Raw genomic sequence first — 24492 nt, 5'->3', positions numbered from 1 at the left:
ACACCCGCTTCCCCGACGCACCGGACCACCGGTCCTACCGACACCCGTTGACCCGAAGCCCCGGCCCACCGGGCGAACGGCCTTACCGACACCCGCTGACCTCAGAGCACCGCAACCAGCCCATCCACCACACCGCCACGCGCCCACCTCAAAGCGCCCTCCCCGTACGCACCCCGCGCGCCCCAGGAGTCCCCGTGTCCATGACGACCGAACCCTCCACCAGGACCGCCACCGGCCCTGGTCTGACCACCGGCACCCTGGTCGCCGGTCTCCTCGCCGTCTGCCTGGCTCAGATAGGCCTGGCGATCCCGGCCACCCTCAACGGCCTGTTCCAGTCCGACCTGCACCCGGTCGGGTCCCAACTTACCTGGATCTCCGACGCGTTCCTGCTCCCGGTCGCGGTCCTTGAGCTGACCTTCGGGCTGCTCGGCGACCTCTTCGGCCGCAAGCGGCTGCTGGTCGGCGGCGCCACGCTGCTGGCCGTGGGCGAGCTGGTCAGCGCCACCTCCTCCGGCGTCCATCAACTCTGGACCGGGCAGGCCCTGGCGGGCCTCGGCGCCGCCGCCCTGTTCCCGACCTCGCTGGCGATCCTGGCCGCCGGCACCACCTCCCCCGCACAACGCGCCCGGGTCATCGCGATGTGGGCCGCTCTCCTCTCCACCGGCGGATTCCTCGCCCCGCTGCTCGGGGGCGTCACCGCCACCTACGGCTCCTGGCGCTGGTCGTTCGTCGTGGTCACCGTCATCGCCGCCGCGAGCGCCGCCGTCAGCGCCCTGTTCGCCACCAACTCCAGCGCGCCCGAAGGCCGTTCACTCGACCTCGCGGGCCAACTGACCATCGGTCTCGGCCTGTTCGCCCTGCTGTACGCCATCATCCAGGGCCCGACGGACGGCTGGGCCTCCCCCTCGATCGTCATCGCGTTCGTCCTGGCGGCCGTGTTCCTCGCTGCCTTCGTCCTGGCCGAGAAGCGCGCCAAGTCCCCGCTCCTGCGTCTGGACCTGTTCCGCAACCGCGCCTTCGCGGTGGCCTCGATCGTGGCCGTGGTCGGCATGTTCGCCTTCCTCGGTACCGCCTACTCCGTCAGCATCCGGCTCGGCCCGGTCCAGGACCAGGCGCCGATGCGCACGGGCCTGGCCTTCGTCCTACTCAACGGCATCACCCTGGTGATGCTGCCGCTCACGGAGCGACTCCTGCGCACCGTCACCCCGGGTCTGCTGCTGGGCACAGGGCTGCTGCTGATGGCCGCAGGCGACTACTGGGCGGCCACCCTGCCGATCACCGACACCGCCTTCACCTCCCTCATCCTGCCGCTCGGCCTCGTCGGCCTGGGCTTCTCCGTCACCGTCTCGTCGATCACGGCGACAGCCGTCAACACCGTGCCGACCCATCTCGCCGGCATGGCGAGCGCCACCACCAACCTGCTCCGGGACTTCGGCTTCACCCTCGGCCCCGCCGTGATCGGCGCCGTCGCCCTGAGCCACGCGGCCGACAGCTTCTCCGCCTCCCTGCATGGCTCCGCCCTGCCGCAGGCGCTGAAGGGCGCGGGCACGGCCGTACTGGAAGAGGGCGGCCCCCTCGCGGTGAACGGCGCCTCGGCGGCCTCACCGAAACTGGCCGACCTCCATCCACTCGCCCTGGACGCCCTCGGCCTCGGCTACTCGATCGGCTTCGTCGTCTGCGGCACGGCCGCCCTGTGCTCCGCGCTCCTGGCCCTCGTCACCCTCCTCCGCAGCCGAACCCCCGCACCCGAAGCTCCCGCGGAGCAGTAGCCCCGCCGCCGTCAATAGCCTGGCCAGCCTCCACGCCCCCGGATCACCGCCGCACCGGAGCCGCCAATCGCCTTAGCCTCAGCGCGAGTTGAATCTCCAACACCCGGGCCGGTTCCTGCCAGTCCTCGCCCAGGAGCCGGCCCACCCGCTCCAGCCGCTGGGCGACGGTGTTCACGTGGACGTGCAGGTCGTCCTTGGTCCGGGCCGGGCTCATCCCGCAGGCGAAGTAGGCGTCCAGCGTGCGCAGCAGATCCGTACCGCGCCGCTCGTCGTACCGGACGACCTGCCCGATGGTCCGCTCCACGAAGCCGTCGATGTCCCGCTCCCCGGCGAGGAGCAGTCCGAGGAAGCCGAAGTCCTCGGCGGCGGCTCCGTCTCCGGTACGCCCGAGCAGGCGCAGGACGTCGAGGCAACGGCGGCCCTCCTCGTAGGCGGCGACGAGGACAGCGGGCTGGACGGCGGCTTTCTCGACGGGGGCGGACGCACCGACGGTGACCTCTTCGTGGATCGCCGCTGCCAGTTGGGCGGCGGTACGGCGGGCCAGGTCGGTGGCGGTGTCGCCGGGGTCGAGGGGCAGCAGGAGGACGGTGCCGCCGTCGCGCGCGGCGGCCAGTCCCTGCCGGGTCCCGGCGAGATGCGAGGCGGCGGACCACAGGCGTCTGCGCGCGGCGGCCTCCTCGTCGGCGTCGGCCGCCGGGCCGTCGAGCCGGGCGGCGAGGACGACATGAGTGGTGTCCAGGTCGGAGTGCAGCCGGGCCGCGCGCTCGCGCAGCAGGCGCGGGTCACGGTCGCGGGCATCGAGCAGGTCGTCCAACAGCTCTCCCCTGACCCGCTGTTCGGCCTCGGCGGCCGACCTCCGGGCGAGCAGCAGCAGAGAGGTGACCATGGCCGCGCGCTCCAGGGTGCGCTGGTCGACGGGGTCGAGACCGGGGCGGCCACGCAGCACGAGCGCGCCGAGCAGCTCGCCGCCGGCCGACACGGCGGCCACCCAGTCCTCCCGGTGCCGCACCGCGTGCCCCTCGGCGCGCGACGCCTCCAGTGTCTTCGTGGGCGCGGCGTCGATCTCCGTGAACTCCACTACCCCGTCGAGGACTTGGGAGACCGCGGCGGCGACATCGTGGACCCCGCCGCCGCGCAGGACAAGTTCGGCGAGCCGGTCGTGGATGTCGGAGGCGCGCTCGATAACTCCGCTGCGGTCCTGGATGATCTCGTTGGCGCGCTCCAGGTCGGCGAGGGCGGAACGGGTCTCCGTGAGCAGGTTCGCGGTGTCGATGGCGGCCGCGGCGAGGGCCGCGAAGGAGCCGAGCAGTGCGATCTGCTCCCGCTCGAAGACCCGCGCCCGCCGGTCCGCCGCGAACAGCACCCCGATCACCCGGTGCCCGAGCATCAGCGGCACACCGAGGATCGCCACCAGCCCTTCGTCCCGTACACCGGAGTCGATGGTGGCGGTGTGCTGGAAGCGTTCGTCCTTGAAGTAGTCGTCGGTGACGTACGGCCGTGCCGTCTGGGCCACGAGTCCGCCGAGCCCCTCCCCCATGCCCAGCCGCAGCTGCTGGAAGCGGGCCGCGACCGACCCCTCGGTCACCCGCATGTATGTGTCGCCCCTGGCCGGGTCGTTGAGGCTGAGGTAGGCGACGTCGGTGCCGAGCAGCGAGCGGGCGCGCTGGACGATCGCCCGCAGTACGGCGTCCAGGTCGCGCAGTCCCGCGAGGTCGTGGGCCGTCTCGAAGAGCGCGGACAGCTCGGCCTCGCGCCGTCGGCGTCCCTCCAGCTCCGAGCGCACGCGCAGCGCGAGGGACTTGGCGTGCTCGAGCCCCGCGATCAGCCCGGCCGCTCTTCCCTCGGCGCGGGCGAGCAGCACGGGTTGCTCGTAGGCGTCGGCGGAGGTGCCTCGGGCGAGCAGCTCCAGGAACGGCGCCTCGGCACTGCTCGGTCGCGCTGCGGCACCGGTGGCGGTGGCGGAGCGCTCGGCGGACTGCACGTGATCGCTGGACATGGTCACAGGATTCCCCATCGCCGGTCCGGCTGGTCAGGCCTGTGGATAACTCGATGTCGCCCGCGCACCGGGTGCTTCAGTGCGCGGTCCAGCCGCCGTCCAGCACCAGCGAGGTGCCGGTGACGAAGGACGCGTGCGGGCCGCACAGATAGGCCACGGCCTCGGCGACCTCATCGGGTTCGATGAGCCGTTTGACCGCGCTGTCCTGGAGGAGGATCTCGCTCAGCACGCGCTCCTCGGGAATGCCGTGGGCCTGTGCCTGGTCGGTGAGCTGGCGTTCGACGAGTGGGGTGCGCACATAGCCGGGGTTCACACAGTTCGAGGTGACGCCATGGGGTGCGCCTTCGAGGGCGGCGGTCTTGGAGAGTCCCTCCAGACCGTGCTTGGCGGCCACATACGCGGACTTGAAGGCGGAGGCGCGCAGTCCGTGGACGGAGGACACATTGACGATCCGGCCCCAGCCCTGGCCGTACATGTGGGGCAGGGCGCCGCGGATGAGCCGGAAGGGCGCTTCCAGCATCACCGTGAGCACCGTGTGGAAGACGTCGGGCGGGAACTCCTCGATGGGGCGCACCAGTTGGAGCCCCGCGTTGTTCACCAGGATGTCCGTGCCGGCGGCGGCGTGCTCGGCGGCGTCCAGGTCGGTGAGGTCGAGTTCGTGCGGCTCGACGGTGCCCGCGAGGTCCCGTGCCCGTTCGGTGAGGGCCGCCAGTCCCGTGGCGTCCACGTCGACGGCTCTGACCTTCGCCCCGGCTGCCGCGAGCCGCAGGGTGCAGGCGCTGCCGATGCCGCCGGCGGCACCGGTGACGAGGGCGGTCCGGCCGCTGAGGTCGAGGAGGCCGGTGTGGGGGCTCGGGAGGGCGTTGGGCACGGTCATGGGGCGAGCCTAGACAGCGCCCCTGCCCGACCACATATGGGCAGCCCACATAGTTCAGTCAGAACTCGTAGTGTCGAACCATGTCGGTGCATCCGCCAGGGTCTGCTTGATCCGGAACAGCTGGTGATCGCTCAGCTCGGGCAGCGCGTCCAGCTCGAACCAGCCGACCTCCAGCGACTCGTCGTCGTTCACGGCCGCCTCCCCGCCGACGGCCCGGCACTTCAGGGTGATGTCCATGAACTGGCAGGCGTCGCCGTTGGGATAGCGGACCGGTTCCCCGGCCTGGACCATGACGACGCGTTCCGCGACGCACTCGACGGCCGTCTCCTCGAACACCTCGCGCACCGCGCAGACGGCGGGCTGCTCACCGGGCTCGGGAATGCCGGACGGCAGCGCCCACTCGTGGTTGTCCGCCCGCTTGCCCAGCAGGACGCGACCCGCGTCGTCGAAGACGACGGCACTGACCCCGGGAAGCCACAGCAGTTGATGCCCGGCCGAGGCCCGGATCGTACGGATGAAATCAGGAGTAGCCATGCTCCGACCCTAACGGGACGATCCATGGCCACTCCACGAACTGCCGGGCGTACTACAGGCGTACGGCTACGCGTCGCCCGCGCGCCGCCCGCGCACACCGGCGGCGACCGCCCAGCCGAGGCCGCCGGCGGCGATGAGCACCAGGGCCATCTCGGGCAGGATGCCGAGCTTGGTGGCCGGGGTCTCGGAGGAGCGCAGCGGCACCTTCTGGACCAGGGAGTCGGCGACGAACATGCCGGTCTTCTGGGTGATCTTCCCGTCCGGCATGATGATCGCGCTGACGCCGCTGGTCACCGGGACGGTGACGGTCCTGCTGTGCTCGACCGCGCGGACCCGGGACATGGCGAGCTGCTGGTAGGTCATCTCGCTGCGGTCGAAGGTCGCGTTGTTGCTGGGCACGGAGATGAGCTGGGCGCCGTCGGTGACCTCGGAGCGCACGGCCCAGTCGAAGGCGGCCTCGTAGCAGGTGACCAGGCCGATCTTGGCGCCGTTCATGGTGAAGACGCCCGGCTTGGTGCCCCGGCTGAAGTCCTGGCGGACCATGGTGGTCCAGTTCTTGTTGATGGCCCCCAGGAGCGAGCGCATCGGAAGGTACTCCCCGAAGGGCTGGATCTGCCGCTTGTCGTAGGTGTCGGTCGGGCCCTTCACCGGGTCCCAGAGGATCTGCTCGTTGTAGAGCTTGCCGTTCCGGTCGACGACACCGCCGACCGAGATGGGCGCGCCGATCGCCTTGGCCGCCTCGTCGATGTCGGTGTACGCCTGGGCGTCGGCGAAGGGGTCGACGTCGGAGGAGTTCTCCGGCCACAGGACGACGTCCGGCTTCGCGACCTTGCCCGCCTTGACCTTCGCGGCCAGCCGCAGGGTCTCCTTGACGTGGTAGTCGAGCACGGCACGCCGCTGGGCGTTGAACTCCAGCCCCGCGCGCGGGACGTTGCCCTGGATGACCGCGACCGTCGTGGTGCCGTCCTCGGCCTTGTCGCTGACCAGGCCCCGCGCGGCCAGCGCGCCCACCACGGGTACGGCGACGCTCAGCAGGGCCACGGTCGCGGCGGACCGCCGTACGACACGGGTCTGCCGGCTCTCCAGGGTCAGCCGCACGGCCTCGTACAGACCGAAGCCGCACAGGACGACGGCGAAACCGAGGACCGGGGTGCCGCCCACCGCGGCGAGCGGCAGGAAGACACCGTCCGCCTGGCCGAACGCGATCTTGCCCCAGGGGAAGCCGTGGAAGGGCACACGCGCGCGTACCGCCTCACTGGCGATCCACAGTGCCGCCGCCCACAGCGGCCAGGCGGGGAGCTTCGAGACCGCGGTGATGGCCGCGCCGACCAGCGCGACGAAGATCGCCTCGACCGCGACCAGCGCGATCCAGGGCCCGGGGCCGACCTCCACGCCGGTCCACACCAGCAGCGGCAGCAGGAATCCGAGGCCGAAGAGGTAGCCCAGACCGAGTCCCGCCTTCCAGCCGCGGCCCCGCAGCACCCACCCGAAGCAGGCGAACGCGGGCAGCGCCAGCCACCACAGGGTGCGTGGCGGGAAACTGACGTAGAGCAGCACTCCGGAGAGGGCGGCTACGGCGGCCGGGACCAGGCGGACGAGGCGGGCGAGGCGCGATCCGGGCGCGGCCTTCGGCTCCAGCTGGTCCGACTCGTCCACGGAAGTTGCGGTGACGGTCACTCCGGGAGTGTACGGCCGTCGACCTTGGACCCGACAGCACGGTCCGGACGGTGGCACAGGGCACTGAACAGGGCCGCAGCCATACCGTTCCTGCACAACTCGTCCACAAATCGGTCATCAGCCGTTACGGTGAGCCGGAGCCCCTGTCGCACGGTCGGTCCAGGCCAGGACGGTCGGGGGCCGGTCACGGGTCGGGGGCGGCCCGGTTCAGGGGGCGGCGGGGTGAGTTCCACGGGGATGGCGTCGGCGACCGGTCCGGACGCCGACAGTGAAAGACGAAACGTTTCGGATGCGGCGGGCATCGTTGTGCTCGGATCATGTGCCGCGTGGTCGCTGATCACCGCCGCCCTGCACGACGGCAGGCCCGAGGGAGTGCTGCTCGCGGTCCTCGCGGTCGCCGCCGGTTACGCGTCGGGGCGGATCTCCGGGGCGCTCGTGCCGGTCGCCGCGCCCTGCGTCGGAGCGCTGGCCGGACTCGGTCTGGCGCTGGCCGAACCGCATCTCGCACCGGGCCCCCAGTTCGTCGTCCCCCTCGGCCACGCCGGGGCGAGCGCGGCCCTGCTGACCCTGGCCGCGGGTTCGGCGTGCTGCGCGGCCTGGGCCGCCTCGGCATCGGCCCTGCGGATCGCGCTGGTGCTGCTGGCGGCCGGGATCACGGTCACCGCGGCCGTCCTGGGTTCGAGCACCGGATTCGTCCTGTGCTCGGCGGTGCTGCTGTGCTCACTCGCGGCCGGACGGCTGCGGCACCGCGGCCCGGGCATCGCGGGCCTGGGCCTGGCCACGGTGCTCGTGACCGGCGTGACCTGGGCCCTGGCAGGAAACGTGCTCCCGGACGGGCTGACCGCGTCCCTGGAGGGCCAGCTGACCCCGCACCGGATCCAGCTGTGGCAGGACGCCCTGCACATGGCGCACCAGGACTCCTCCACCGGCGTGGGCCCCGGGCGCTTCGGCGAGCTGAGCAGTGCGGCGGCCGAGGCGCTCCTGCCGGACGGCAAGCCGCACTCCGCGCCGCTCCAGCTGGCGGCCGAGCAGGGAATCGTCGGCGTGCTCCTGCTGGCGGCGGTCTACGGCTGGATCCTGCACGCGCTGTGGCGCACCACGCGCTCCACCCCGATCGCTCTCACCGCGGCCGCCGCGCTGACGGGGCTCGCGCTGGTCGCCTCGGTCGGCAACGCGCTGAGCTTCACGTCGGTGTCGGTCGGCGCAGGTTTCCTGGCCGGGCTCGCGACGTCCCACCCGCTCGCCGAGGACGCCTCACGCGGCGGACCGGACGCACACGCGCGTGGTGACCGTCCGGCCCCTTGACGACCAGGAAGGACGTCAGTGCAGCGCGCCGGGCGTGGGCGGCACCAGCCGGGCCGTGATGATCCGTACGGCCGCCTCCGCGTTGTCCACGGTGATCGTGAACGTGTGCCCGTCCCACAGCCGCAGCACGATGCCCTCGCCACGGCGTACGACGACGGCGGTGCCCTTCTCGGGCCGCCAGCGGTAGCCCCAGCCGCCCCACTGACGCGGGGTGACATGCGGGGCGAACTCCGCGCCCGCGACGCTCGCGAGGGGGATGCGGCGGCGCGGCACTCCGATGTGGCCGCACCGCACTTCGAGGGACTCCGTGTCGACCTTCAGGCCCACGTGCACGAAGGCGAGCGTGCCGAACATCATCAGCAGCCCGGCGGCAATGCACCCGACGACGGACATGGCGAGCGGGGCGATGCCGGACGTCCAGGCGGAGTCCACGGCCAGCTCGATGCCGAGCGCCATGCAGGCGGCACCGGCGAGCGCCAGCAGCCACTGGAACCGGTTCGTGGCGCTTCCGGTCCAGATCTCGGCCTGCGGGAGGATTTCGTCGTGGGGGTGGTCCCTCATGCCTACGAGACTACTCAGGTTTCGCTACGCGGGTACGGCGTTGCGGAGGGTGACCGTTTTGCGTGGCGGCACGGCGGATACGCGCGCCGGCTACGGCATCGGTCCGTCGCCGGTGGTCAGCGGACCGGGGCCACGGCCCGCAGGAGCCTGCCCTCGGCGTAGGTCGAGGCCGCGGCGGGAAGCTCGCCCTCACGGCCGCTCAGGATCACCGTCAGGGTGCCGTCGGCCGCCGCGTCGGGGGCGGGCTGCGCACCGATCCGGCGGAGTGCCTGGGCGGCCACCGCGTCGGCGGAGCCGTGCAGGACGAGCGGCGGACGCTCGGGGCGCTGCACGGCGGCGCGGATACGCTCGGCGACCAGTTCGTAATGGGTGCAGCCCAGGACCACGGTCGTTACATCGTCAGGGGTCAGCTCCGCGGCTGCGGCAACGGCGGCGTCGATGGCCGCCTCGTCACCGTGCTCCACGGCTTCGGCCAGTCCCCAGCACGGGACCTCGGTCACCGGGACGCCGTCGGCGAAGTCCGCGATGAGGCCGCGCTGGTAGGGGCTGCCGGTGGTGGCGGGCGTCGCCCAGATCGCGAAGGGCGTGCCTCCGGCGGCGGCCGGCTTGATCGCCGGGACCGTGCCGATGACCGGGATGCCGGGCTCCAGGCGGTCGCGCAGGGCTGTCAGCGCGTGCACGGTCGCCGTGTTGCAGCCGATGATCAGGGCGTCGGGCCGGTGCGCGGCGGCGGCCTCGGCGACGGCCAGCGCGCGCTGTGTGAGATCTTCCGGAGTCCTCGGTCCCCAGGGCATGCCGTCGGGGTCCAGGGAGAGCACCAGGTCCGCGTCGGGGCGCACCCGCCGTACTGCGGCGGTGGCCGCCAGAAGGCCGATTCCGGAGTCCATCAGCGCGATCTTCACCCGGCCACGATAGACGATGGCCTCTGCGGACACGGTCCCGTGGGGCAGACTGCGCCCGTGAGCGCCTTCGTGTGGATCGCCGCCGGATCACTCGCCGCCTGGCTGTGGCTGCTGTGCTGTCAGGGCTTCTTCTGGCGGACGGACATCAGACTTCCGGCCCGTAGCGAGCCGGACGACTGGCCGTCGGTCTGTGTCGTCGTCCCGGCCCGCGACGAGGCCGCCGTCCTGCCCGACAGCCTGCCGTCACTGCTCGCCCAGGACTATCCCGGGCGGGCGGAGATCTTCCTTGTGGACGACGGCAGTTCGGATGGCACCGGGGACCTCGCCCGCGCACTGGCGTCCCGGCACGGCGGACTGCCGCTGACCGTGGACTCCCCCGGCGAACCGCCCCCGGGCTGGACGGGCAAGCTGTGGGCCGTACGGCACGGTGTCGGTCTGGCACGCGCGCGTGGCCCCGAGTACCTGCTGCTGACGGACGCCGACATCGCGCATGCCCCGGACAGCCTGCGGGAGTTGGTTGCGGCGGCGCGCACCGGTGGCTTCGACGCCGTGTCGCTGATGGCGCGGCTGCGCGTGGAGAGCCTGTGGGAGCGGCTCGTGGTGCCGGCGTTCGTCTACTTCTTCGCGCAGCTGTATCCGTTCCGGCGGATCGGCCGGAAGGGTTCCCGTACGGCCGCCGCGGCGGGCGGCTGCGTCCTGCTGCGCGCCGACGCGGCGGAGCGGGCCCGGATCCCGGACGCCATCCGGCACGCGGTGATCGACGACGTGGCGCTCGCCCGGGCCGTCAAGGGCGGCGGCGGTCACATCTGGCTGGGGCTCGCCGAGCGGGTCGACAGCGTGCGTCCGTACCCCCGGCTGCACGACCTGTGGCGGATGGTCTCCCGCAGCGCGTACGCGCAACTGCGGCACAACCCGCTGCTCCTCCTGGGCACCGTGATCGGCCTCGCGCTCGTGTATCTGGTGCCTCCGGTGGCCCTGTTGGCAGGTCTGGCGGCGGGAAGCACCGCGACCGCGGCGCTCGGCGGGCTCGCCTGGCTGGTGATGACCGGGACGTACGTCCCGATGCTCCGCTACTACGGGCAGCCGCTGTGGCTCGCTCCGCTGCTGCCGTTCACCGCGTTTCTGTACCTCCTGATGACCGTCGATTCCGCGGTGCAGCACTACAGGGGACGCGGTGCGGCCTGGAAGGGCCGCACCTACGCGCGTCCGGACGCCGTCGTAGGCGAGGAGAGCTGAACGGTCACTTGCGCCCCGGGGTCCAGTTCATGCCCCACCCGTAGACGCGGTCGACGGTCCGCTGCGGGCTCACCCCGCGGTCCGGGACGAGGTAGCGGGCCTCGCGCTGGACGACGAGGTCTCCCCCGGTGTTGGTGATCAGGGCCAGCGCACACACCGTGGAGGGCACGGTGCACTCGTCGAGCGAGAAGTCGATCGCCGCGCCGTGCTGCGGCTGGAGGGTGACCGTGGCGTGCAGGTCGGCGAAGGAACGGGCGCCTTCGTAGATGGTCACGAACACCAGGATGCGCCGGAAGTCCTTGATGTGGTCGAGGTTGACGGTGAGGTTCTCGCCGCTCGCCGAGGCGCCGGTGCGATCGTCGCCGTCGAGGTGGATGTACGGGGGCCGTTGCAGGGAGCCGTACGCGTTGCCGAGGGCCTGGACGACGCCTTTGCGGCCGTCGGCGAGTTCGTACAGGGCGCACAGGTCGAGGTCGAGGTCCGCGTGCATCGCGACCGCCCGGCCGCGCTTGCTGCCCCAGCCCGAGAACTGCTTGCGCACCTCCCAGTTGAGGTTGACGCGCAGGGCGCCCGAGGTGCCGCCCTGCTTGGTCAGGGAGACCGAGGGGGCCGCCTTGGTGAGCGTCACCTTGGAGAGCCGCACAGGGGTCGCCGAGGGGGGCGGGCTCACCGGAGGCGGAGGCATGGTCACGGGCGGCTGGACCGGCGGAGGCAGGTTCACGGGTGCCCCGGAGGGCGGCGGCAGGTGCACCGGCGGTCCGGACGGCGGTGGCATGGTCGCGGCCGGTGCCGACTGCCGCGGCTCGTCCACGGTGATGCCGAAGTCGGTCGCCAGACCCCCGAGTCCGCTGTCGTAGCCCTGGCCGACGGCCCGGAACTTCCAGGCACCCTGCCGTCGGTAGAACTCGCCGAGCACGAAGGCCGTCTCGACCGTCGCGCCGGTGCTGTCGAAGCGGGCGACCGCGGTGTTCTGTGCCGCGTCCCGGACCTCGATGTACAGGTCGGGGACGCGGCCAAACGTTCCGCCATCGGCCGAGGCGGCGAGGACGATGCGGTCGACGGCGGGCTCCACGCGCGCGAGGTCGACGAGCAGCGTGTCGGTCACCTGCCCGCCCCCACCGCCCTTGCCCTCGTGGCGGACCGCGCCGGAGGCATGCGCGGGCTGGTTGTAGAAGACGAAGTCGCCGTCGGAGCGGACCTTGCCGTCGACCAGCAGCAGGGCCGAGGCGTCCGCGTCGGGGACGCCGGGTCCTGAGCGCCAGCCCAATTCGACGCGCAGTGCCGTCGTCGGCACCGGAACGTTCGACCCTTTCGGCATTGACATGCCTGCCCCCATCACGTGTCACCGTGCCAGGACACGCCCCGGCAGCCCTACGGGTGTCTACCCGAACAACCTATTCCCCGGGGCGCCGAACCGCTCCCGAGAGGTGTGCCGACACGTCGGACGACCGCTGGTAACCCGCCGGGAACTTGGCTTTTACCCGATCCGAACACTGGTCGATGCCCTTTTTTGCCACGTTCGCTCGCATTGGGGATCCCGTGCCGCCACCGACACGGAAAACAACCCTCTTATCGGTCTCCCCAACCAGCACATCGTGGGCTTAACTTATGTGCCATGACCTCCCCCCGCTCCACTTATGGCGGCGGCTACTACTCCGCCTCCTTCCCGGACACCCCGATCTACGACTCCCTCGTGGCCGAGCGCGGCACCCCGCAGATCGCCCCCATCCGGGTCCCCGCCGCGTACGACATGCCGGGGAGCAACCTGCCGGCGCTGCCGTCGGCGCTCCCCGCCCTCCCGGCGGGCCCCTCGCAGTCTTCCTACGGCGGCTACCCGCAGGCGCAGCAGCCCGCCCCGCTTCAGCAGGCGCCCGCCGCCTACATCCCGCAGCAGGCCCCGCCGCGCGGTTACCCGCAGCAGCAACAGCAGCCGCGCCCGATGGCGGCCCCGGCCGGCTACGAGGCGATGCGTCCGGCGGCTCCCCGCCCGGCCCCGGCGCCTTACCAGCAGCAGGACCCGTACAACAACCAGCAGCAGTACCGCGGTTACTGATCCCCACCCTGCGTTGTCAGTGCCTCCTGGCACGATGGAGCGATGGGGAATGCGGAGCTGCGGTCGATCCACGTCCATCCGGTCAAGGCACTTCGGGGCTTCTCGCCCCGGGAGGCTCTCGTGGAGCCTTGGGGACTTGCCGGGGACCGACGCTGGGTGCTGATCGACGACGGGGGAAAGGTCGTCACGCAACGCGAGCACCCGCGTCTCGCACTGGCCGTCGCCGAGCTTCTGCCCGGCGGCGGCATTCGTCTGTCCGCGCCCGGCCGTGAGCCGTTGACCGTGCCCGTCCCCGCGCCGGGCGGCACCGTGGCGATGGAGATCTTCGGTACGAAGGTCGACGCGGTCCCGGCGCGGGACGCCGCGCACCGCTGGTGCGGCGAGTATCTGGGCATCGGCGTACGGCTCGTCCACATGGACGACCCCGCCACCCGCAGACCCGTCGACCCGGAGTACGCGCTCCCCGGCGAGACCGTGAGCTTCGCCGACGGCTATCCGCTGCTGCTCACCTCAGAGGCCTCCCTCGACGCCCTCAACTCCCTTGTCGCGCAAGGCGATCACGCCGCCGAGGGGCCGCTGCCCATGAACCGGTTCCGGCCCAATGTGGTCGTCGCGGGCACCGATGCCTGGGCCGAGGACGACTGGTCCGAGGTCGCGATCGGCGAAGTCGCCTTCCGGGTCGCGAAGAAGTGCGGGCGCTGCGTCGTGACCACCACCGACCAGGCCACCGCCGAGCGCGGCAGGGAGCCGCTGCGCACCCTGGCCCGGCACCGCCGCATCGGCGGCAAGCTCGTCTTCGGGCAGAACCTGGTGCCCCGCTCGACCGGCACGATCCGCGTCGGCGATCCGGTCCGCGTCCTCGCGTAGACGGCATTCCGCTTCTCGCGCCGGAGAAGTTCCCTCGCGGGTGTGCGAGGCGGGAACCCTCCCTGTGGGCCCGGTCGTTGAGATCGCGTGAGAAGTTCATGAGAGGGCTGGGGAGAGGTGATTTCGCTCTCTCTTTGGCGGGGCCCTTGGGTGAACGGCGGAGCGCGGAGTTATGACGGAGCGGGAAGGGGGTGCGGGACGGTGGGAGCAATCAGGGGTCTGTGGCGCTGGCGGCGCAATCCGCTGCGCCGCGCGACCGATCTGGCCGAGGCGTGGCTGGCCCTCCTGGTCATGCTGCTGGTCCTGGTCGCCGCACCCGCGATCGGTGCGCTCGTCGGCACGACAGCACAGGACAGCCTGCAACGGTCGGTGCGGGAGCAGCGCGCGGACCGGCACGCCGTGACGGCGACGGTGGTCAAGAAGCTGAAGGGTGCCGAGCTGGACCCCGACCCGGACTCGTCCACCGCGCGGGACATCCGCAGCCGTGTCCTCGCGGACTGGACCGCCCCGGACGGCACCGCCCGGCACGGCGCGGTCATGGCGAGCCTCAACACCCCGCACGCGGGCGACCACTTCAGGCTCTGGACGGACCAGCGCGGGCACATAGTGGCCCGCCCGCTGGACGCGGCCACGGCGACGACCCACGCCGTGCTCGCCGGGCTCGGCGCGGCACTGCTGACCGCAGGGCTCGTCGACAGCGGCAGACGGTTCGTCCTGTGGCGCATGGTCCGCCGCAGGTACGCCCGTTGGGACCGGGCGTGGGAGCGGGCGGGCCCGGACTGGGGCAGGACCGGCACCGGCAGCTGACGGCCTTCCGGCTCTGGTCAACCCACCGCCCGCACGCACGCTACGGTGGACCGGCGAAGGCTTCGGCATCAACCCGCGTACCACGAGGTGGGGGCACAGCAGCGCCATGGCACAGGGCACGGTCCAGGTGACGCACACCGGTACATCGCGGTGGCGGCGCCGCACAGGTGAGTACGCGTCGCTCGCCGCCGCCCTGGAGGCCGCGGCCGAGGGAGACGTGCTCACCGTCGCTCCCGGCACCTACCGGGAGAACCTCGTCGTGGCGCGGTCGGTGACCCTGCGCGGCCCCGAGGGTTCGCCCGGCTCGGTGCGCATCGCGCCCCTGGACGGCGTGCCGTTGACCGTCCGCGCCTCGGCGATCGTCCAGGACCTGCATGTCGAGGGCCAGGACTCCGCCGCGCCCGCGCTCCTTGTCGAGGACGGCGCACCGGAGTTGACGGACCTCCGGATCGTCACCCGCTCCGCGTCCGGCATCGAGGTCCGCGGCGGCGCCCGCCCCACCGTGCGGCGGTGCACGGTCGACAACCCGGCCGGTATCGGGATCGCCGTACTCGACGGCGGTGGCGGGGTGTTCGAGGAGTGCGAGGTCGTCTCGGCCGGCCAGGCGGGCGTGGCGGTCCGCGGCGGCGGTCACCCGCGCCTCGAGCGTTGCCGTGTCCACCACGCCTCAGGTGTGGGTCTGTCCGCGACGGGCGAGAACTCCGCGCTGGAGGCGGTGGGTTGTGAGGTCTACGAGACGCGGGGCAGCGGCGTCCAGATCACCGGCCGGGCCACCGCGCACCTCACCGACTGCGATGTGCACCGTACGACCGCGGACGGCGTGACGCTCGACACGGACGCGGTGCTGACGCTGGCCGACTGCCGTATCCACGACATCCCGGAGAACGCGGTGGACCTGCGCTCCCGTTCGGTGCTCACGCTGACCCGGACGACGGTGCGCAAGTTCGGGCGCAACGGACTGTCGGTGTGGGACCCGGGCACGCGCGTGGACGCCAACCAGTGCGAGATCTTCGACAGCACCGGCGACTATCCGGCGGTGTGGGTCAGCGACGGCGCGACGGCGGTCCTGGACTCCTGCCGGGTGCACGACGTACCGGACGCGCTGTTCGTGCTCGACCGCGGCTCCCGCGCGGACGTCGTCGACAGCGACATCTCCCAAGTGCGCAACACGGCCGTGTCGGTGAGCGACGGCGCGACCGCCCAGCTCGACGACTGCCGTATCCGGGACGCGGCCACGGGCGCGTGGTTCCGCGACCACGGCAGCGGCGGCACGCTCAACAACTGCACCGTGGACGCCACCCAGACGGGCGTGATCGTCACCAAGGGCGCCGACCCCACCATCGAGCGCTGCACGGTCGACTCCCCCGCCGAGGCCGGCTTCTACGTCTCCGCTGGCGGCCGGGGCACCTTCCTCGGCTGTCGTGTGACGGGCAGCGGCGGCTACGGCTTCCATGTGATCGACGGTTGTCGTACGACGCTCAAGAAGTGCCGTACGGAGCGGTGCGCGCGCGGCGGTTACGAGTTCGCCGACGCCGGACCGGACGCGGCGCCCGGCACGGGACCAGTCGTCGAGGACTGCACCAGCGACGAGAGCGGTCTCAAGCCGCCCGCCGTCCATGAGACAGCGGTGGAGACGGCGAGCCAGTCGACCAGCGTGCTGGGCGCGATCCCCAGCCAGCGCACGGCCGAGCAGGACCCGCTGATCACCCCGCCGGAACCGGAGAAGGAGTCCCGCTCCTCCAAGGCCGTCCTCGGTGAACTCGACGCACTGGTCGGCCTGGACAGCGTCAAGCGCGAGGTGCGCGCCCTCACCGACATGATCGAGGTGGGCCGCCGCCGCCAGCAGGCCGGCCTCAAGGCGGCCTCGGTCAAACGGCACCTGGTCTTCACCGGCTCCCCCGGCACCGGCAAGACGACGGTCGCCCGGCTCTACGGCGAGATCCTCGCCTCGCTCGGTGTCCTGGAGAAGGGCCATCTCGTCGAGGTGTCCCGTGTCGACCTGGTCGGCGAGCACATCGGCTCCACCGCGATCCGCACCCAGGAGGCCTTCGACAAGGCACGCGGCGGGGTCCTGTTCATCGACGAGGCGTACGCCCTCTCTCCGGAGGACTCGGGACGCGACTTCGGTAAAGAAGCCATCGATACGCTCGTGAAGCTGATGGAGGACCACCGGGACGCGGTCGTGGTGATCGTCGCGGGGTACACCGCGGAGATGGAGCGGTTCCTGTCCGTCAACCCCGGTGTGGCGTCCCGTTTTTCGCGGACCATCACCTTCAGCGACTACAACCCCGGGGAACTGCTCAGAATCGTCGAGCAGCAGGCGGAGGAGCACGAGTACCGGCTCGCCGAGGGCGCGTCCGAGGCACTGAAGAAGTACTTCACGGCGATCCCCAAGGGTGCCGCGTTCGGCAACGGCCGTACCGCGCGGCAGACGTTCGAGGCGATGGTCGAGCGGCACGCGAGCCGGGTCGCCCAGTTCGAGGAGCCGAGCACGGACGACCTGACACTGCTCTACGCGGAGGATCTGCCCGAGCTGCCCTGAGGCGGCACCTCGGGCCGCAGCCGGGCCAGCAGCCGCTCGCGTTCCTCGGCGAACGCCGGGTCGGCCTGGTAGTCGGAGTGGCCGAGGATCGGCGCGGGCAGCGGGTGCTGTGCCGTACGGCCGTACTCCAGTGGGTCCTTGAGGGGTGGTTCGTGGTCCACCCCGGGGCCGCAGTCGCCGGACACGTGGACCGGGCCGCCGATGGGGTCGGTGAGCCGGTACAGATTGCGCCAGCAGTCGACCTCGCGGTGCAGCCGGGTCAGCGCGGCCGGTCCGAAGTGGGCGGGGAACCACCGGCCGTAGAGGCGCTCCAGGGGTGAGCCGTAGGTGAGCAGGGCGACGCGTCTGCGCTGGGCGGGCTTGAGTTGCCAGGCCGCTGCCGCGGCGAGGACGCTGCCCTGGGAGTGGCCCGAGATGACCAGGCGGCCGCCGGTGGCGCGGGTCCAGGTGGCCATGCGCCAGGTCAGGTCGGGGACCGCGCGCTCCGCGTAGCAGGGCGGGGCGAAGGGGTGGGCGGCGCGCGGCCAGAACGTGCCGACGTCCCAGAGGATGCCGATGGTGCGCCGCGCGGAGGCGTCCTTGTAGGCGCGCCTGCCCCAGGTGACGAACAGTATGAAGCCGAGCCCGATCAGCCAGGAGCCGAGCGCCTGCGAGGTCTGGGCCGTGCCGTGCACGAAGGCCTGTGCCTCCTCTCCGGCCCGTTCCGGTGTCCGGTCGGTGGTGAACGCGCCGACCAGCGCTCCGGCGCCCAGGAGCAGCGTCGCGGTGGACGTGACGGCGACCAGAAGGGGCCCGCGGTCGGTGAGCGAGGCCATGGCGCGCGTGCTCGCGATCCGCGCGGTGCGCGCCCGGTCCTTCCGCACGCCCGGGTAGTCCTGCGCCACTGCGGCCAGCTCGCCACGGCGCAGCCGCCAGGTGCGGTGGCCCAGCGCGGCGCACAGGATGAGGACGACGACGAGCAGCGGCGGGATCACCGAGGCCTGCCAGGTGAGCAGGACGGGCGGACCCGGGATGGATGTCCCGGTGCCGTCCAGCCAGTCGGAGACCCGCTGGGAGACCCCGCCGGACATCACGCCGCCGAGGGCGCAGGCCAGCATCGCGACGGCCGGTCCGCCGAGACCGCGCATCGCGGAGCGCGGGTCGGGGTGCGTGCGGTGCAGAAGGTGGGCGACGACGGCGAGGGCGATCACCAACAGGCCCTGCACCAGGGTGATGTAGCCGAAGGCCGTGTCGCCCGGCAGCCGCCCCGACGACTCCCATCCCGGGCGCGACCAGCCGCCGTAGAGGAGGGAGAGGGCGAGCAGGAGGAGGGCGCTGAGGGGGAGGCGGCGGACGAGTCGGCGGTCGAGGGCCTGGTCGAGGCGGTTCTCGCTGCGGCCCCGACGGCACACCACGTAGACGACGATGAACGCCACTCCGGCGAGGGCGGTCTCCAGGAGGGTGCCGAGCGTGGCCAGTGCCGGGGAGCCGTCCGGGCCGCGGTCGAAGCGGGCCGCGGCGACGGTGACGGCCGCGGCGACCGTCAGGAGCCCGGCGGCGGTGTGGGCGGCGCGCAGCCGGGCCACCAGGCGGCGGCCGTACCAGAAGCCGGGGCGGCCCAGGGAGCTGTGGCCGGTCTCGTCCTCGGGTTCGGGCCGGCGGTTCATCGGCTGCTGGGACTCGTAGGCACTCCAGGTGCGGCGGGAGAGGTACCAGAGGAGGACGGTGAGCGCCGTCGGCACCAGGGCGGCGAGTGCGAGGCGGCGGCCGGGGCGGCTCCACCAGCTGTCGTGCGACACGGTGGGTGACAGGAAGCCGAGCCAGGTGTGCCGGTCGGCGCACGCGCGCGTGCCGGCGCACTGCCAGGCCGCGAGGTCGAGGGCGACCTCGCAGGCCGCCGCGACGAGCAGCACCGTCAGGGTCAGTCCCGCGAGCCGCACGAGCAGGCCGTAGAAGCGCACCGTCCGTCTGCGGCCGCGGGCGGTGGGGCGCATCCAGTGGGCGAGGTTGACGACCATGAACGGCAGCAGCAGGAGCCACAGCGCGCGGGTGCCGTTGCCCGAGGTGAGGTTGCACCAGACGTAGGCCTCGCGGATCGGGCCGGTGCGCTGCTCGGCGGGGTGGGATTCGGCGTCGACGTCGGTGGCGCGGCGGAAGACGGCCGCCGTGTCGTCACCGGTGACCCGCACCGTGCGCGGATCGCCGAGCATCTCCTCGGGTGTGGTGCCGCCGACTCCGTGGACCAGGAGTTCGAGGGCGGGTTCGGTCTGATCGGGCCGTCCGGCAGGGCTGTCGGCCTCCGTGGTGACGGCATGTTCCTGTACACGCTCCACTGTTCGCACATCCCCCGTGACGCACTGTTCGCCTGTGTCCGTGTGCACATCAGGATCGTCCTTTCCGGCGCGTCGCACACGCCCCGTCACCGAATCTCCCCGATCCGGGTGACACAGGAGGGACGGGTGATGGCCGAATGACATGTGCGCGTCGGGACAGGCGGTGGCGCGGTGGGTGCGGGGGCGTGCGAGGATGGGACGTCCGCGCACCGCCGCCGCGAAGAACGACCTGGTCGGGGCGGGTGCGTCGGCAGGATGACGGGTTGCGGCGAAAGGACCGGAGCGTACGTGAGTGAGAATCAGAACCTCCTCGCGGAGCAGCGGCGCGCCCTGATCCTCGACGAGGTCCGACGCCGCGGTGGCGTCCGCGTCAACGAACTGACCCGCAAGCTCGGCGTGTCGGACATGACCGTCCGTCGCGATCTCGACGCGCTGGCCCGCCAGGGCGTCCTGGAGAAGGTGCACGGTGGAGCCGTCCCGGTGGTCGAGGCGAGCACCCACGAGCCCGGTTTCGAGGCGAAGTCGGGCCTGGAGCTGACCGCCAAGGAGGACATCGCCCGCGCCGCCGCGGAGTTGGTGGCGCCGGGCACGGCGATCGCACTCTCGGGCGGTACGACGACATACGCGCTCGCGCATCACCTGCTCGAAGTGCCCGACCTCACCGTGGTCACCAACTCGGTGCGCGTCGCCGACGTCTTCCACGCGGCGCAGCGCACGTCGGGGCAGCGGCAGGGTGCGGCGACGGTCGTGCTGACCGGCGGAGTGCGCACCCCCTCCGACTCGTTGGTGGGTCCGGTGGCCGACCAGGCCATCGCGGCGCTCCACTTCGACATGCTGTTCCTCGGTGTGCACGGGATATCGGCCGAGGCCGGCCTGTCGACACCGAACCTCGCCGAGGCCGAGACCAACCGCAGGCTCGTGCAGTCCGCTCGGCGGGTCGTGGTCGTCGCGGACCACACCAAGTGGGGGACGGTGGGCCTGAGTTCGTTCGCCTCCCTGGAACAGGTCGACACGCTGGTGACGGACGCCGGGCTGCCGGCGGAGACGCGGGCGGAGATCTCGGAACAGCTGCGGCTGGTGGTGGCGGGCGAAGTCGCCGACGGGGCAGACATCTGACGGGTCGCCAGCTATCGTGACGTCGCCCAACCCGGTCAACTTCCCCTAACCGTCAAGGGGGTTCGCGTCCATGGCCAACCAGCTGCGGCCCGTCGGGCTCGACTTCATCGATACCGCTCCGGTACGTCTGGTCTTCGCACAGGAGATGTCCGCGGCACCGGACGCGGTCTTCCACGCCCTCAACGACGATGTGCCCGGGTGGGCGGAATGGTTCTCGGCCGTCACCAGTGCGCGGTCCGTCGACGACGGGGCCGGGCGTGACATCCGGCTGACGGGTGGCGGGCACTTCCGGGAGACGGTGATCGCGGCGAAGCCGGCGGAGGTGTACGCGTACCGGGTTGACGTCACCAACGCGCCGGGCGCCCGCGCGATGGCCGAGGAGTGGCGGCTGAGTCCTGCCGGGTCCGGGACACGGGTTCAGTGGACCTTTGCCGTGGAGGGGACCGCGGTGTTCCGAGGGGTGGTGCGGATGGCTCGCCCTGGGTTGGGGCGGGCGTTCAGGGGTGCGGTGACGAAGCTGGACCGGCGGTTGGCCGACTAGGAGCCTGCGGACGCACGTCGACCGCGGGTGCGCGTCGACTGCGGCTGCGCTGTGGCGGGTCGCGCCCACGCGGCGGAGCCGCACGTCGGTGCAGCCCCGCGCCACTGAAAGGCGAGACACCACCGACGCTCATCAACTCAGCTGGGCCACACCCCCGTTGCCAATAGCGAGGTGATCGCCTTGCTGTACGGGGTGACGTCCAGGCCTTGTTCCGCGAGCCATGTGTCCGAGTAGTACTTGTCGAGGTAGCGGTCGCCCGGGTCGCACAACAGGGTTACCACGCTGCCCTGTTGGCCTGCCTCCACCATCTCGGCGATGATTTTGAGGGCGCTCCAGAGGCCGGTGCCGGTGGAGCCGCCCGCCTTGCGGCCGATGGCTTGTTCCAGGGCTCTCACGGCGGCGACGCTCGCCGCGTCCGGAACCTTCATCATGCGGTCGATCGCGCCGGGGACGAAGCTCGGCTCCATCCGGGGGCGGCCGATGCCCTCGATACGGGAACCGCAGTCGCATGTGACGTCCGGATCGCCGGTGGTCCAGCCCTCGAAGAAACAGGAGTTCTCCGGGTCGGCGACACAGACGCGGGTGTCGTGCTGCATGTAGTGGACGTAGCGCGCGAGGGTCGCCGACGTACCACCGGTGCCTGCGGTGGCGACGATCCACGCGGGCTCCGGAAAACGCTCCAACTCCAGCTGGCGGAAGATGGATTCGGCGATGTTGTTGTTCCCGCGCCAGTCCGTGGCCCGCTCCGCGTAGGTGAACTGGTCCATGTAGTGGCCGCCGGTCTCCACCGCGAGGGCTGCCGACTCCTCGTACATCGTGCGCGGGTCGTCCACGAAGTGGCACTGGCCGCCGTGGAATTGGATCAGGCGGATCTTCTCGGCGCTGGTCGTGCGCGGCATGACCGCGATGAAGGGGACGCCGATCAGCTTGGCGAAGTACGCCTCGGAGACGGCCGTGGAACCGCTCGACGCCTCGATCACCGGGCGGGCGGGCCGGATCCAGCCATTGCAGAGGCCGTAGAGGAAGAGGGAGCGGGCGAGGCGGTGTTTGAGGCTGCCGGTGGGGTGGGTCGACTCGTCCTTGAGGTACAGGTCGATGCCCCAGCTCTCCGGGAGGGGGAAGCGGAGGAGGTGCGTGTCCGCCGAGCGGTTGGCGTCGGCCTGGACCTTGCGGACGGCTTCTTTCAGCCAGCTCCGGTAGGCAGCGTCACTGCGGTCGACGTCGAGGGTCGCGCCGGTCAGGGCCTGGGGGGTGGTGCTCACGACGGGGCTCCTTACGCTTCGCGCCGACGGCGCCTCGCGCGGCCGACACCTCGATCATAAGCACCTTCCGCACGCTTCTCACCTGCATAAACACACCTTTGGGGAGGTCAAAGGCGGCCCTGGGGCAGAGCTTTGACGCCGACCCGCTGGTCTTTCGGCGGACCTCGGGCCGACGCCGGGGGCGCACTCGCGCGAGTGCTCCGGATACTCACCGTGACCGCGCCGTACGTACTGGTGCTCGACGCCCCGGGCGGGCAGACTGCATCGCAGCGGGACGAACGTCCACAACGGGGGCGCACACTGGATCACCAGATGTCCTGGAACAAGGGGGTGGGGAAGCATGGCGGAGCCGGAGTTCACGGCCACGGGCGTGCGGATCGGGAAGCGGCTGCGTTCGCTGACCCGGGCCGGACAGGTCCGGATCAATGACGGCAGGCTTGAGTTGCTCACCAGTTACGGCAGCGAGATCGACAGCGCGCCGGTACAGGCGGTGCGCGCGTCGAAGCCGTGGTTCGCACCCGAGGACCGGGCGCTCGCCGACCTCAACGGCAACAGGTACCTGCTGACCCTCGGCGAGCACGACCCCGCGCCGGGACAGCCGGGGCCACCCGCGGCCCGCCGGTTCATCGAGGCCGTGCGCAAGGCGGCGGGGCGGGGCGCGTGATCCGTGCGGGGGCGATGCCCGTGCGGTGCGAGCGGCGCGAGAAGTGCCGGTGCGGCGGGGGTCGCGGCGGTGCGCTGGCGCTGGGGACCGTGGCGGAGGCCGCGGTACGGGAGCCGCGTCGCGAAAACCCCTGTCACGGAAGTGACCCTCGCGAGGACGCCCCTCACGGAAGCAGGCGTCTCGGGAGCGGACTTCGCGGAAGCGGACTTCGCGGAAGCAGGCGTCGCGGGAGCGCCCCTCGCGGGAGCGACCCTCGCGCAAGCGGACCTCGCGGGAGCGGCAGCCTTGGGAGTCGCAGCCGTCGTGAGCCTGGCCGCCGTAGGAATCGCAGCCGTGGGAGTCGCCGATCCGTGCCGGGGAGCGGTTCGTGCGCGGCGTGGGGCGGATCGCCATCGCAGCGGAGCGGATCGACATCACGCCGGAGCGCATCGCCTTCACCGTGGAGCGGATCGACATCACGCTGGAGCGGGTCGACATCACCGTGGGGCGGATCGTCGGCACCCAGGAGCCGCTCGGCCTCGCCCTAGAGCGGGACTTCCGCGCCACGGAGCGGTTCATCCGCGCCATTGACGAGCAGTGGCCGGCCGCGAGTTGCGGGACAGCGGCCCCTGAGTCACTCTGGTCTCACGTCACTCTGGGTTTACCGGCGATAACGCTGCGAACCAGCCCGCCGGACATAACAGCAGGCGGCCTTTCCTTGACCTCCCTGCTGGATCCGAACTCCGTGTTCTTCCGGACCTCAGTCGGGGAGTCGCAGCCGTGATCAGTCACCCAAGCAGGCACTGCACGGTGGAGCTCCAAGCCCTGCCGTCGCGGATCGGCCAGGTCCGCAGAATCGTATCTGCGCAGTTGCGCTACTGGCATCTGGACCCTCTGATAGACCGGGCCGCGCTCGGTGTGACAGAGCTCCTCACCAACGTCCACCGGCACGCCCAGCCCGACAAGACGTGCGTCGTCGAGATCGAGCTGCTGCTGGACCAGCTCATGGTCTCCGTGCGCGACCACGATCCCCGGCTTCCGGTGGTGGGCGACATCGACGAGGTCTCCCCTACGGCCACCTGTGGGCGCGGGCTCGCGATGGTCGCCGCCGTCAGCGAGACCTGGGGCGTGCGGCCGGACGGGGAGTCGGGCAAGGTCGTGTGGTTCACGCTCACCGCGCCGACGCCCGCTGCCGCCACGCCGAGCCGTCCTCCGCGCCGTGCGGTCACGGAGAAACCCGCGCACCGGTTCGTCACCGAGGTCGAGCACCCGGTCGACGGTCATCGGCCTCAACACGCTCCCGCCCGGTCGGCCGTTGCCGGTTGATCGGGCGGTGATTCGTCGCGGGCTGGCTGTGGCGGGGCCGGCGTCCTGGGCGGCCGGACCGCCGGGCCGGTGCCCACGCCGGAGGGACAGGTGGGCCGGCATCCAAGACGGTGGACCAGGTGGGTCGCCTCGGACGACGACCCACCTGGTCCGTTCTTGAGATCTC

At 71.8% G+C, this 24492-nt stretch carries 21 protein-coding genes; 12 read left to right on the top strand and 9 right to left on the bottom strand.

The features are described 5' to 3' along the window. Positions 1–200 precede the first annotated feature (200 nt). The gene (locus ACIRB1_RS27335; protein WP_403467328.1) at positions 201–1769 is read left to right on the top strand and encodes an MFS transporter; all 1569 of its coding nucleotides are present in this window, start codon (positions 201–203) and stop codon (positions 1767–1769) included. A 43-nt stretch (positions 1770–1812) separates the two neighbouring features. On the opposite strand, the gene ACIRB1_RS27330 is transcribed toward ACIRB1_RS27335, so the two are convergent. From ACIRB1_RS27330 to lnt, 4 genes are all read right to left on the bottom strand, one after another. Next, positions 1813–3765 (bottom strand): helix-turn-helix domain-containing protein, encoded by a 1953-nt coding sequence (locus ACIRB1_RS27330; protein ID WP_403467327.1) that lies wholly within the window; start codon positions 3763–3765, stop codon positions 1813–1815. A 76-nt stretch (positions 3766–3841) separates the two neighbouring features. Beyond that, the gene (locus tag ACIRB1_RS27325) at positions 3842–4642 is read right to left on the bottom strand and encodes a 3-hydroxybutyrate dehydrogenase (protein WP_403467326.1); all 801 of its coding nucleotides are present in this window, start codon (positions 4640–4642) and stop codon (positions 3842–3844) included. Positions 4643–4696: 54 nt separating this feature from the next. Then, complete coding sequence (locus ACIRB1_RS27320) at positions 4697–5176, bottom strand: NUDIX hydrolase (RefSeq protein WP_403467325.1); 480 nt, start codon at positions 5174–5176, stop codon at positions 4697–4699. A gap of 66 nt (positions 5177–5242) precedes the next feature. Next, positions 5243–6853 (bottom strand): apolipoprotein N-acyltransferase, encoded by a 1611-nt coding sequence (gene lnt, locus ACIRB1_RS27315; RefSeq protein WP_403467324.1) that lies wholly within the window; start codon positions 6851–6853, stop codon positions 5243–5245. 237 nt (positions 6854–7090) lie between these two features. Here lnt and ACIRB1_RS27310 point away from each other — a divergent pair, with 237 nt between their 5' ends. Next, positions 7091–8158 carry an O-antigen ligase family protein gene (locus tag ACIRB1_RS27310; RefSeq protein ID WP_352179616.1) on the top strand — a complete coding sequence of 356 codons (1068 nt, stop codon included), beginning with the start codon at positions 7091–7093 and terminating at the stop codon, positions 8156–8158. Positions 8159–8173: 15 nt separating this feature from the next. Here the strand turns inward: ACIRB1_RS27310 and ACIRB1_RS27305 are convergent, their stop codons facing one another. Together ACIRB1_RS27305 and ACIRB1_RS27300 are read right to left on the bottom strand one after the other, a co-directional pair. Next, positions 8174–8719, bottom strand: a complete 546-nt coding sequence (locus tag ACIRB1_RS27305; protein WP_352179184.1) for a hypothetical protein — start codon at positions 8717–8719, stop codon at positions 8174–8176. A 116-nt stretch (positions 8720–8835) separates the two neighbouring features. Further along, a complete protein-coding gene (locus ACIRB1_RS27300) occupies positions 8836–9621 on the bottom strand; it encodes a glutamate racemase (protein WP_403467323.1) in 786 nt (261 codons plus the stop codon). Between the two features lie 57 nt (positions 9622–9678). Here ACIRB1_RS27300 and ACIRB1_RS27295 point away from each other — a divergent pair, with 57 nt between their 5' ends. Beyond that, a complete protein-coding gene (locus tag ACIRB1_RS27295; protein ID WP_403467322.1) occupies positions 9679–10857 on the top strand; it encodes a glycosyltransferase in 1179 nt (392 codons plus the stop codon). 4 nt (positions 10858–10861) lie between these two features. On the opposite strand, the gene ACIRB1_RS27290 is transcribed toward ACIRB1_RS27295, so the two are convergent. Next, a complete protein-coding gene (locus ACIRB1_RS27290; protein WP_403467397.1) occupies positions 10862–12175 on the bottom strand; it encodes a TerD family protein in 1314 nt (437 codons plus the stop codon). Positions 12176–12472: 297 nt separating this feature from the next. On the opposite strand from ACIRB1_RS27290, the gene ACIRB1_RS27285 reads away from it, so the two are divergent. The 4 genes from ACIRB1_RS27285 to ACIRB1_RS27270 all read left to right on the top strand — a co-directional run bounded on the left by ACIRB1_RS27285 (position 12473) and on the right by ACIRB1_RS27270 (position 17126). Then, complete coding sequence (locus ACIRB1_RS27285) at positions 12473–12910, top strand: DUF6643 family protein (RefSeq protein WP_352179187.1); 438 nt, start codon at positions 12473–12475, stop codon at positions 12908–12910. Positions 12911–12952: 42 nt separating this feature from the next. Continuing rightward, positions 12953–13777, top strand: coding sequence for an MOSC domain-containing protein (locus ACIRB1_RS27280; RefSeq protein ID WP_403467321.1), 825 nt, complete (start codon positions 12953–12955; stop codon positions 13775–13777). Between the two features lie 201 nt (positions 13778–13978). Further along, entirely contained in the window at positions 13979–14584 is a 606-nt protein-coding gene (locus tag ACIRB1_RS27275; RefSeq protein WP_352179189.1) for a hypothetical protein, read from the top strand. Positions 14585–14690: 106 nt separating this feature from the next. Beyond that, complete coding sequence (locus ACIRB1_RS27270) at positions 14691–17126, top strand: right-handed parallel beta-helix repeat-containing protein (RefSeq protein ID WP_403467320.1); 2436 nt, start codon at positions 14691–14693, stop codon at positions 17124–17126. Here the strand turns inward: ACIRB1_RS27270 and ACIRB1_RS27265 are convergent. Beyond that, entirely contained in the window at positions 17096–19438 is a 2343-nt protein-coding gene (locus ACIRB1_RS27265; protein ID WP_403467319.1) for a hypothetical protein, read from the bottom strand. The two genes, ACIRB1_RS27270 and ACIRB1_RS27265, sit on opposite strands and share 31 nt — an antisense overlap. Before the next feature lie 288 nt (positions 19439–19726). Here ACIRB1_RS27265 and ACIRB1_RS27260 point away from each other — a divergent pair, with 288 nt between their 5' ends. Next, on the top strand, positions 19727–20554 hold the full coding sequence (locus ACIRB1_RS27260; RefSeq protein ID WP_352179191.1) for a DeoR/GlpR family DNA-binding transcription regulator: 828 nt from the start codon (positions 19727–19729) through the stop codon (positions 20552–20554). A gap of 70 nt (positions 20555–20624) precedes the next feature. Next, the gene (locus ACIRB1_RS27255; protein WP_403467318.1) at positions 20625–21095 is read left to right on the top strand and encodes an SRPBCC family protein; all 471 of its coding nucleotides are present in this window, start codon (positions 20625–20627) and stop codon (positions 21093–21095) included. Between the two features lie 137 nt (positions 21096–21232). On the opposite strand, the gene ACIRB1_RS27250 is transcribed toward ACIRB1_RS27255, so the two are convergent. Next, a complete protein-coding gene (locus tag ACIRB1_RS27250) occupies positions 21233–22357 on the bottom strand; it encodes a PLP-dependent cysteine synthase family protein (protein WP_352179193.1) in 1125 nt (374 codons plus the stop codon). Positions 22358–22697: 340 nt separating this feature from the next. On the opposite strand from ACIRB1_RS27250, the gene ACIRB1_RS27245 reads away from it, so the two are divergent. The 3 genes from ACIRB1_RS27245 to ACIRB1_RS27235 all read left to right on the top strand — a co-directional run bounded on the left by ACIRB1_RS27245 (position 22698) and on the right by ACIRB1_RS27235 (position 24326). Beyond that, positions 22698–23021 (top strand): hypothetical protein, encoded by a 324-nt coding sequence (locus ACIRB1_RS27245; RefSeq protein ID WP_266774568.1) that lies wholly within the window; start codon positions 22698–22700, stop codon positions 23019–23021. Between the two features lie 367 nt (positions 23022–23388). Next, entirely contained in the window at positions 23389–23784 is a 396-nt protein-coding gene (locus tag ACIRB1_RS27240) for a hypothetical protein (RefSeq protein ID WP_403467317.1), read from the top strand. Then, a complete protein-coding gene (locus ACIRB1_RS27235) occupies positions 23781–24326 on the top strand; it encodes an ATP-binding protein (RefSeq protein ID WP_352179195.1) in 546 nt (181 codons plus the stop codon). The genes ACIRB1_RS27240 and ACIRB1_RS27235 overlap by 4 nt, the downstream gene beginning before the upstream one ends. Positions 24327–24492 lie beyond the last annotated feature (166 nt).

It is taken from the genome of Streptomyces sp. NPDC096013 (genome assembly GCF_044763565.1).
Taxonomy (GTDB): Bacteria; Actinomycetota; Actinomycetes; order Streptomycetales; family Streptomycetaceae; genus Streptomyces.
Note: the sequence above shows the minus strand (reverse complement) of the source record. Positions and strands in the feature narration are given on the sequence as shown.

Coding starts and splice junctions, on each gene's coding strand:
- ACIRB1_RS27335 (WP_403467328.1), top strand. CDS start 201: ATGACGACCGAACCCTCCACCAGGACCGCCACCGGCCCTGGTCTGACC.
- ACIRB1_RS27330 (WP_403467327.1), bottom strand. CDS start 3,765: ATGTCCAGCGATCACGTGCAGTCCGCCGAGCGCTCCGCCACCGCCACC.
- ACIRB1_RS27325 (WP_403467326.1), bottom strand. CDS start 4,642: ATGACCGTGCCCAACGCCCTCCCGAGCCCCCACACCGGCCTCCTCGAC.
- ACIRB1_RS27320 (WP_403467325.1), bottom strand. CDS start 5,176: ATGGCTACTCCTGATTTCATCCGTACGATCCGGGCCTCGGCCGGGCAT.
- ACIRB1_RS27310 (WP_352179616.1), top strand. CDS start 7,091: ATGGCGTCGGCGACCGGTCCGGACGCCGACAGTGAAAGACGAAACGTT.
- ACIRB1_RS27305 (WP_352179184.1), bottom strand. CDS start 8,719: ATGAGGGACCACCCCCACGACGAAATCCTCCCGCAGGCCGAGATCTGG.
- ACIRB1_RS27290 (WP_403467397.1), bottom strand. CDS start 12,175: ATGCCGAAAGGGTCGAACGTTCCGGTGCCGACGACGGCACTGCGCGTC.
- ACIRB1_RS27285 (WP_352179187.1), top strand. CDS start 12,473: ATGACCTCCCCCCGCTCCACTTATGGCGGCGGCTACTACTCCGCCTCC.
- ACIRB1_RS27280 (WP_403467321.1), top strand. CDS start 12,953: ATGGGGAATGCGGAGCTGCGGTCGATCCACGTCCATCCGGTCAAGGCA.
- ACIRB1_RS27270 (WP_403467320.1), top strand. CDS start 14,691: ATGGCACAGGGCACGGTCCAGGTGACGCACACCGGTACATCGCGGTGG.
- ACIRB1_RS27255 (WP_403467318.1), top strand. CDS start 20,625: ATGGCCAACCAGCTGCGGCCCGTCGGGCTCGACTTCATCGATACCGCT.
- ACIRB1_RS27245 (WP_266774568.1), top strand. CDS start 22,698: ATGGCGGAGCCGGAGTTCACGGCCACGGGCGTGCGGATCGGGAAGCGG.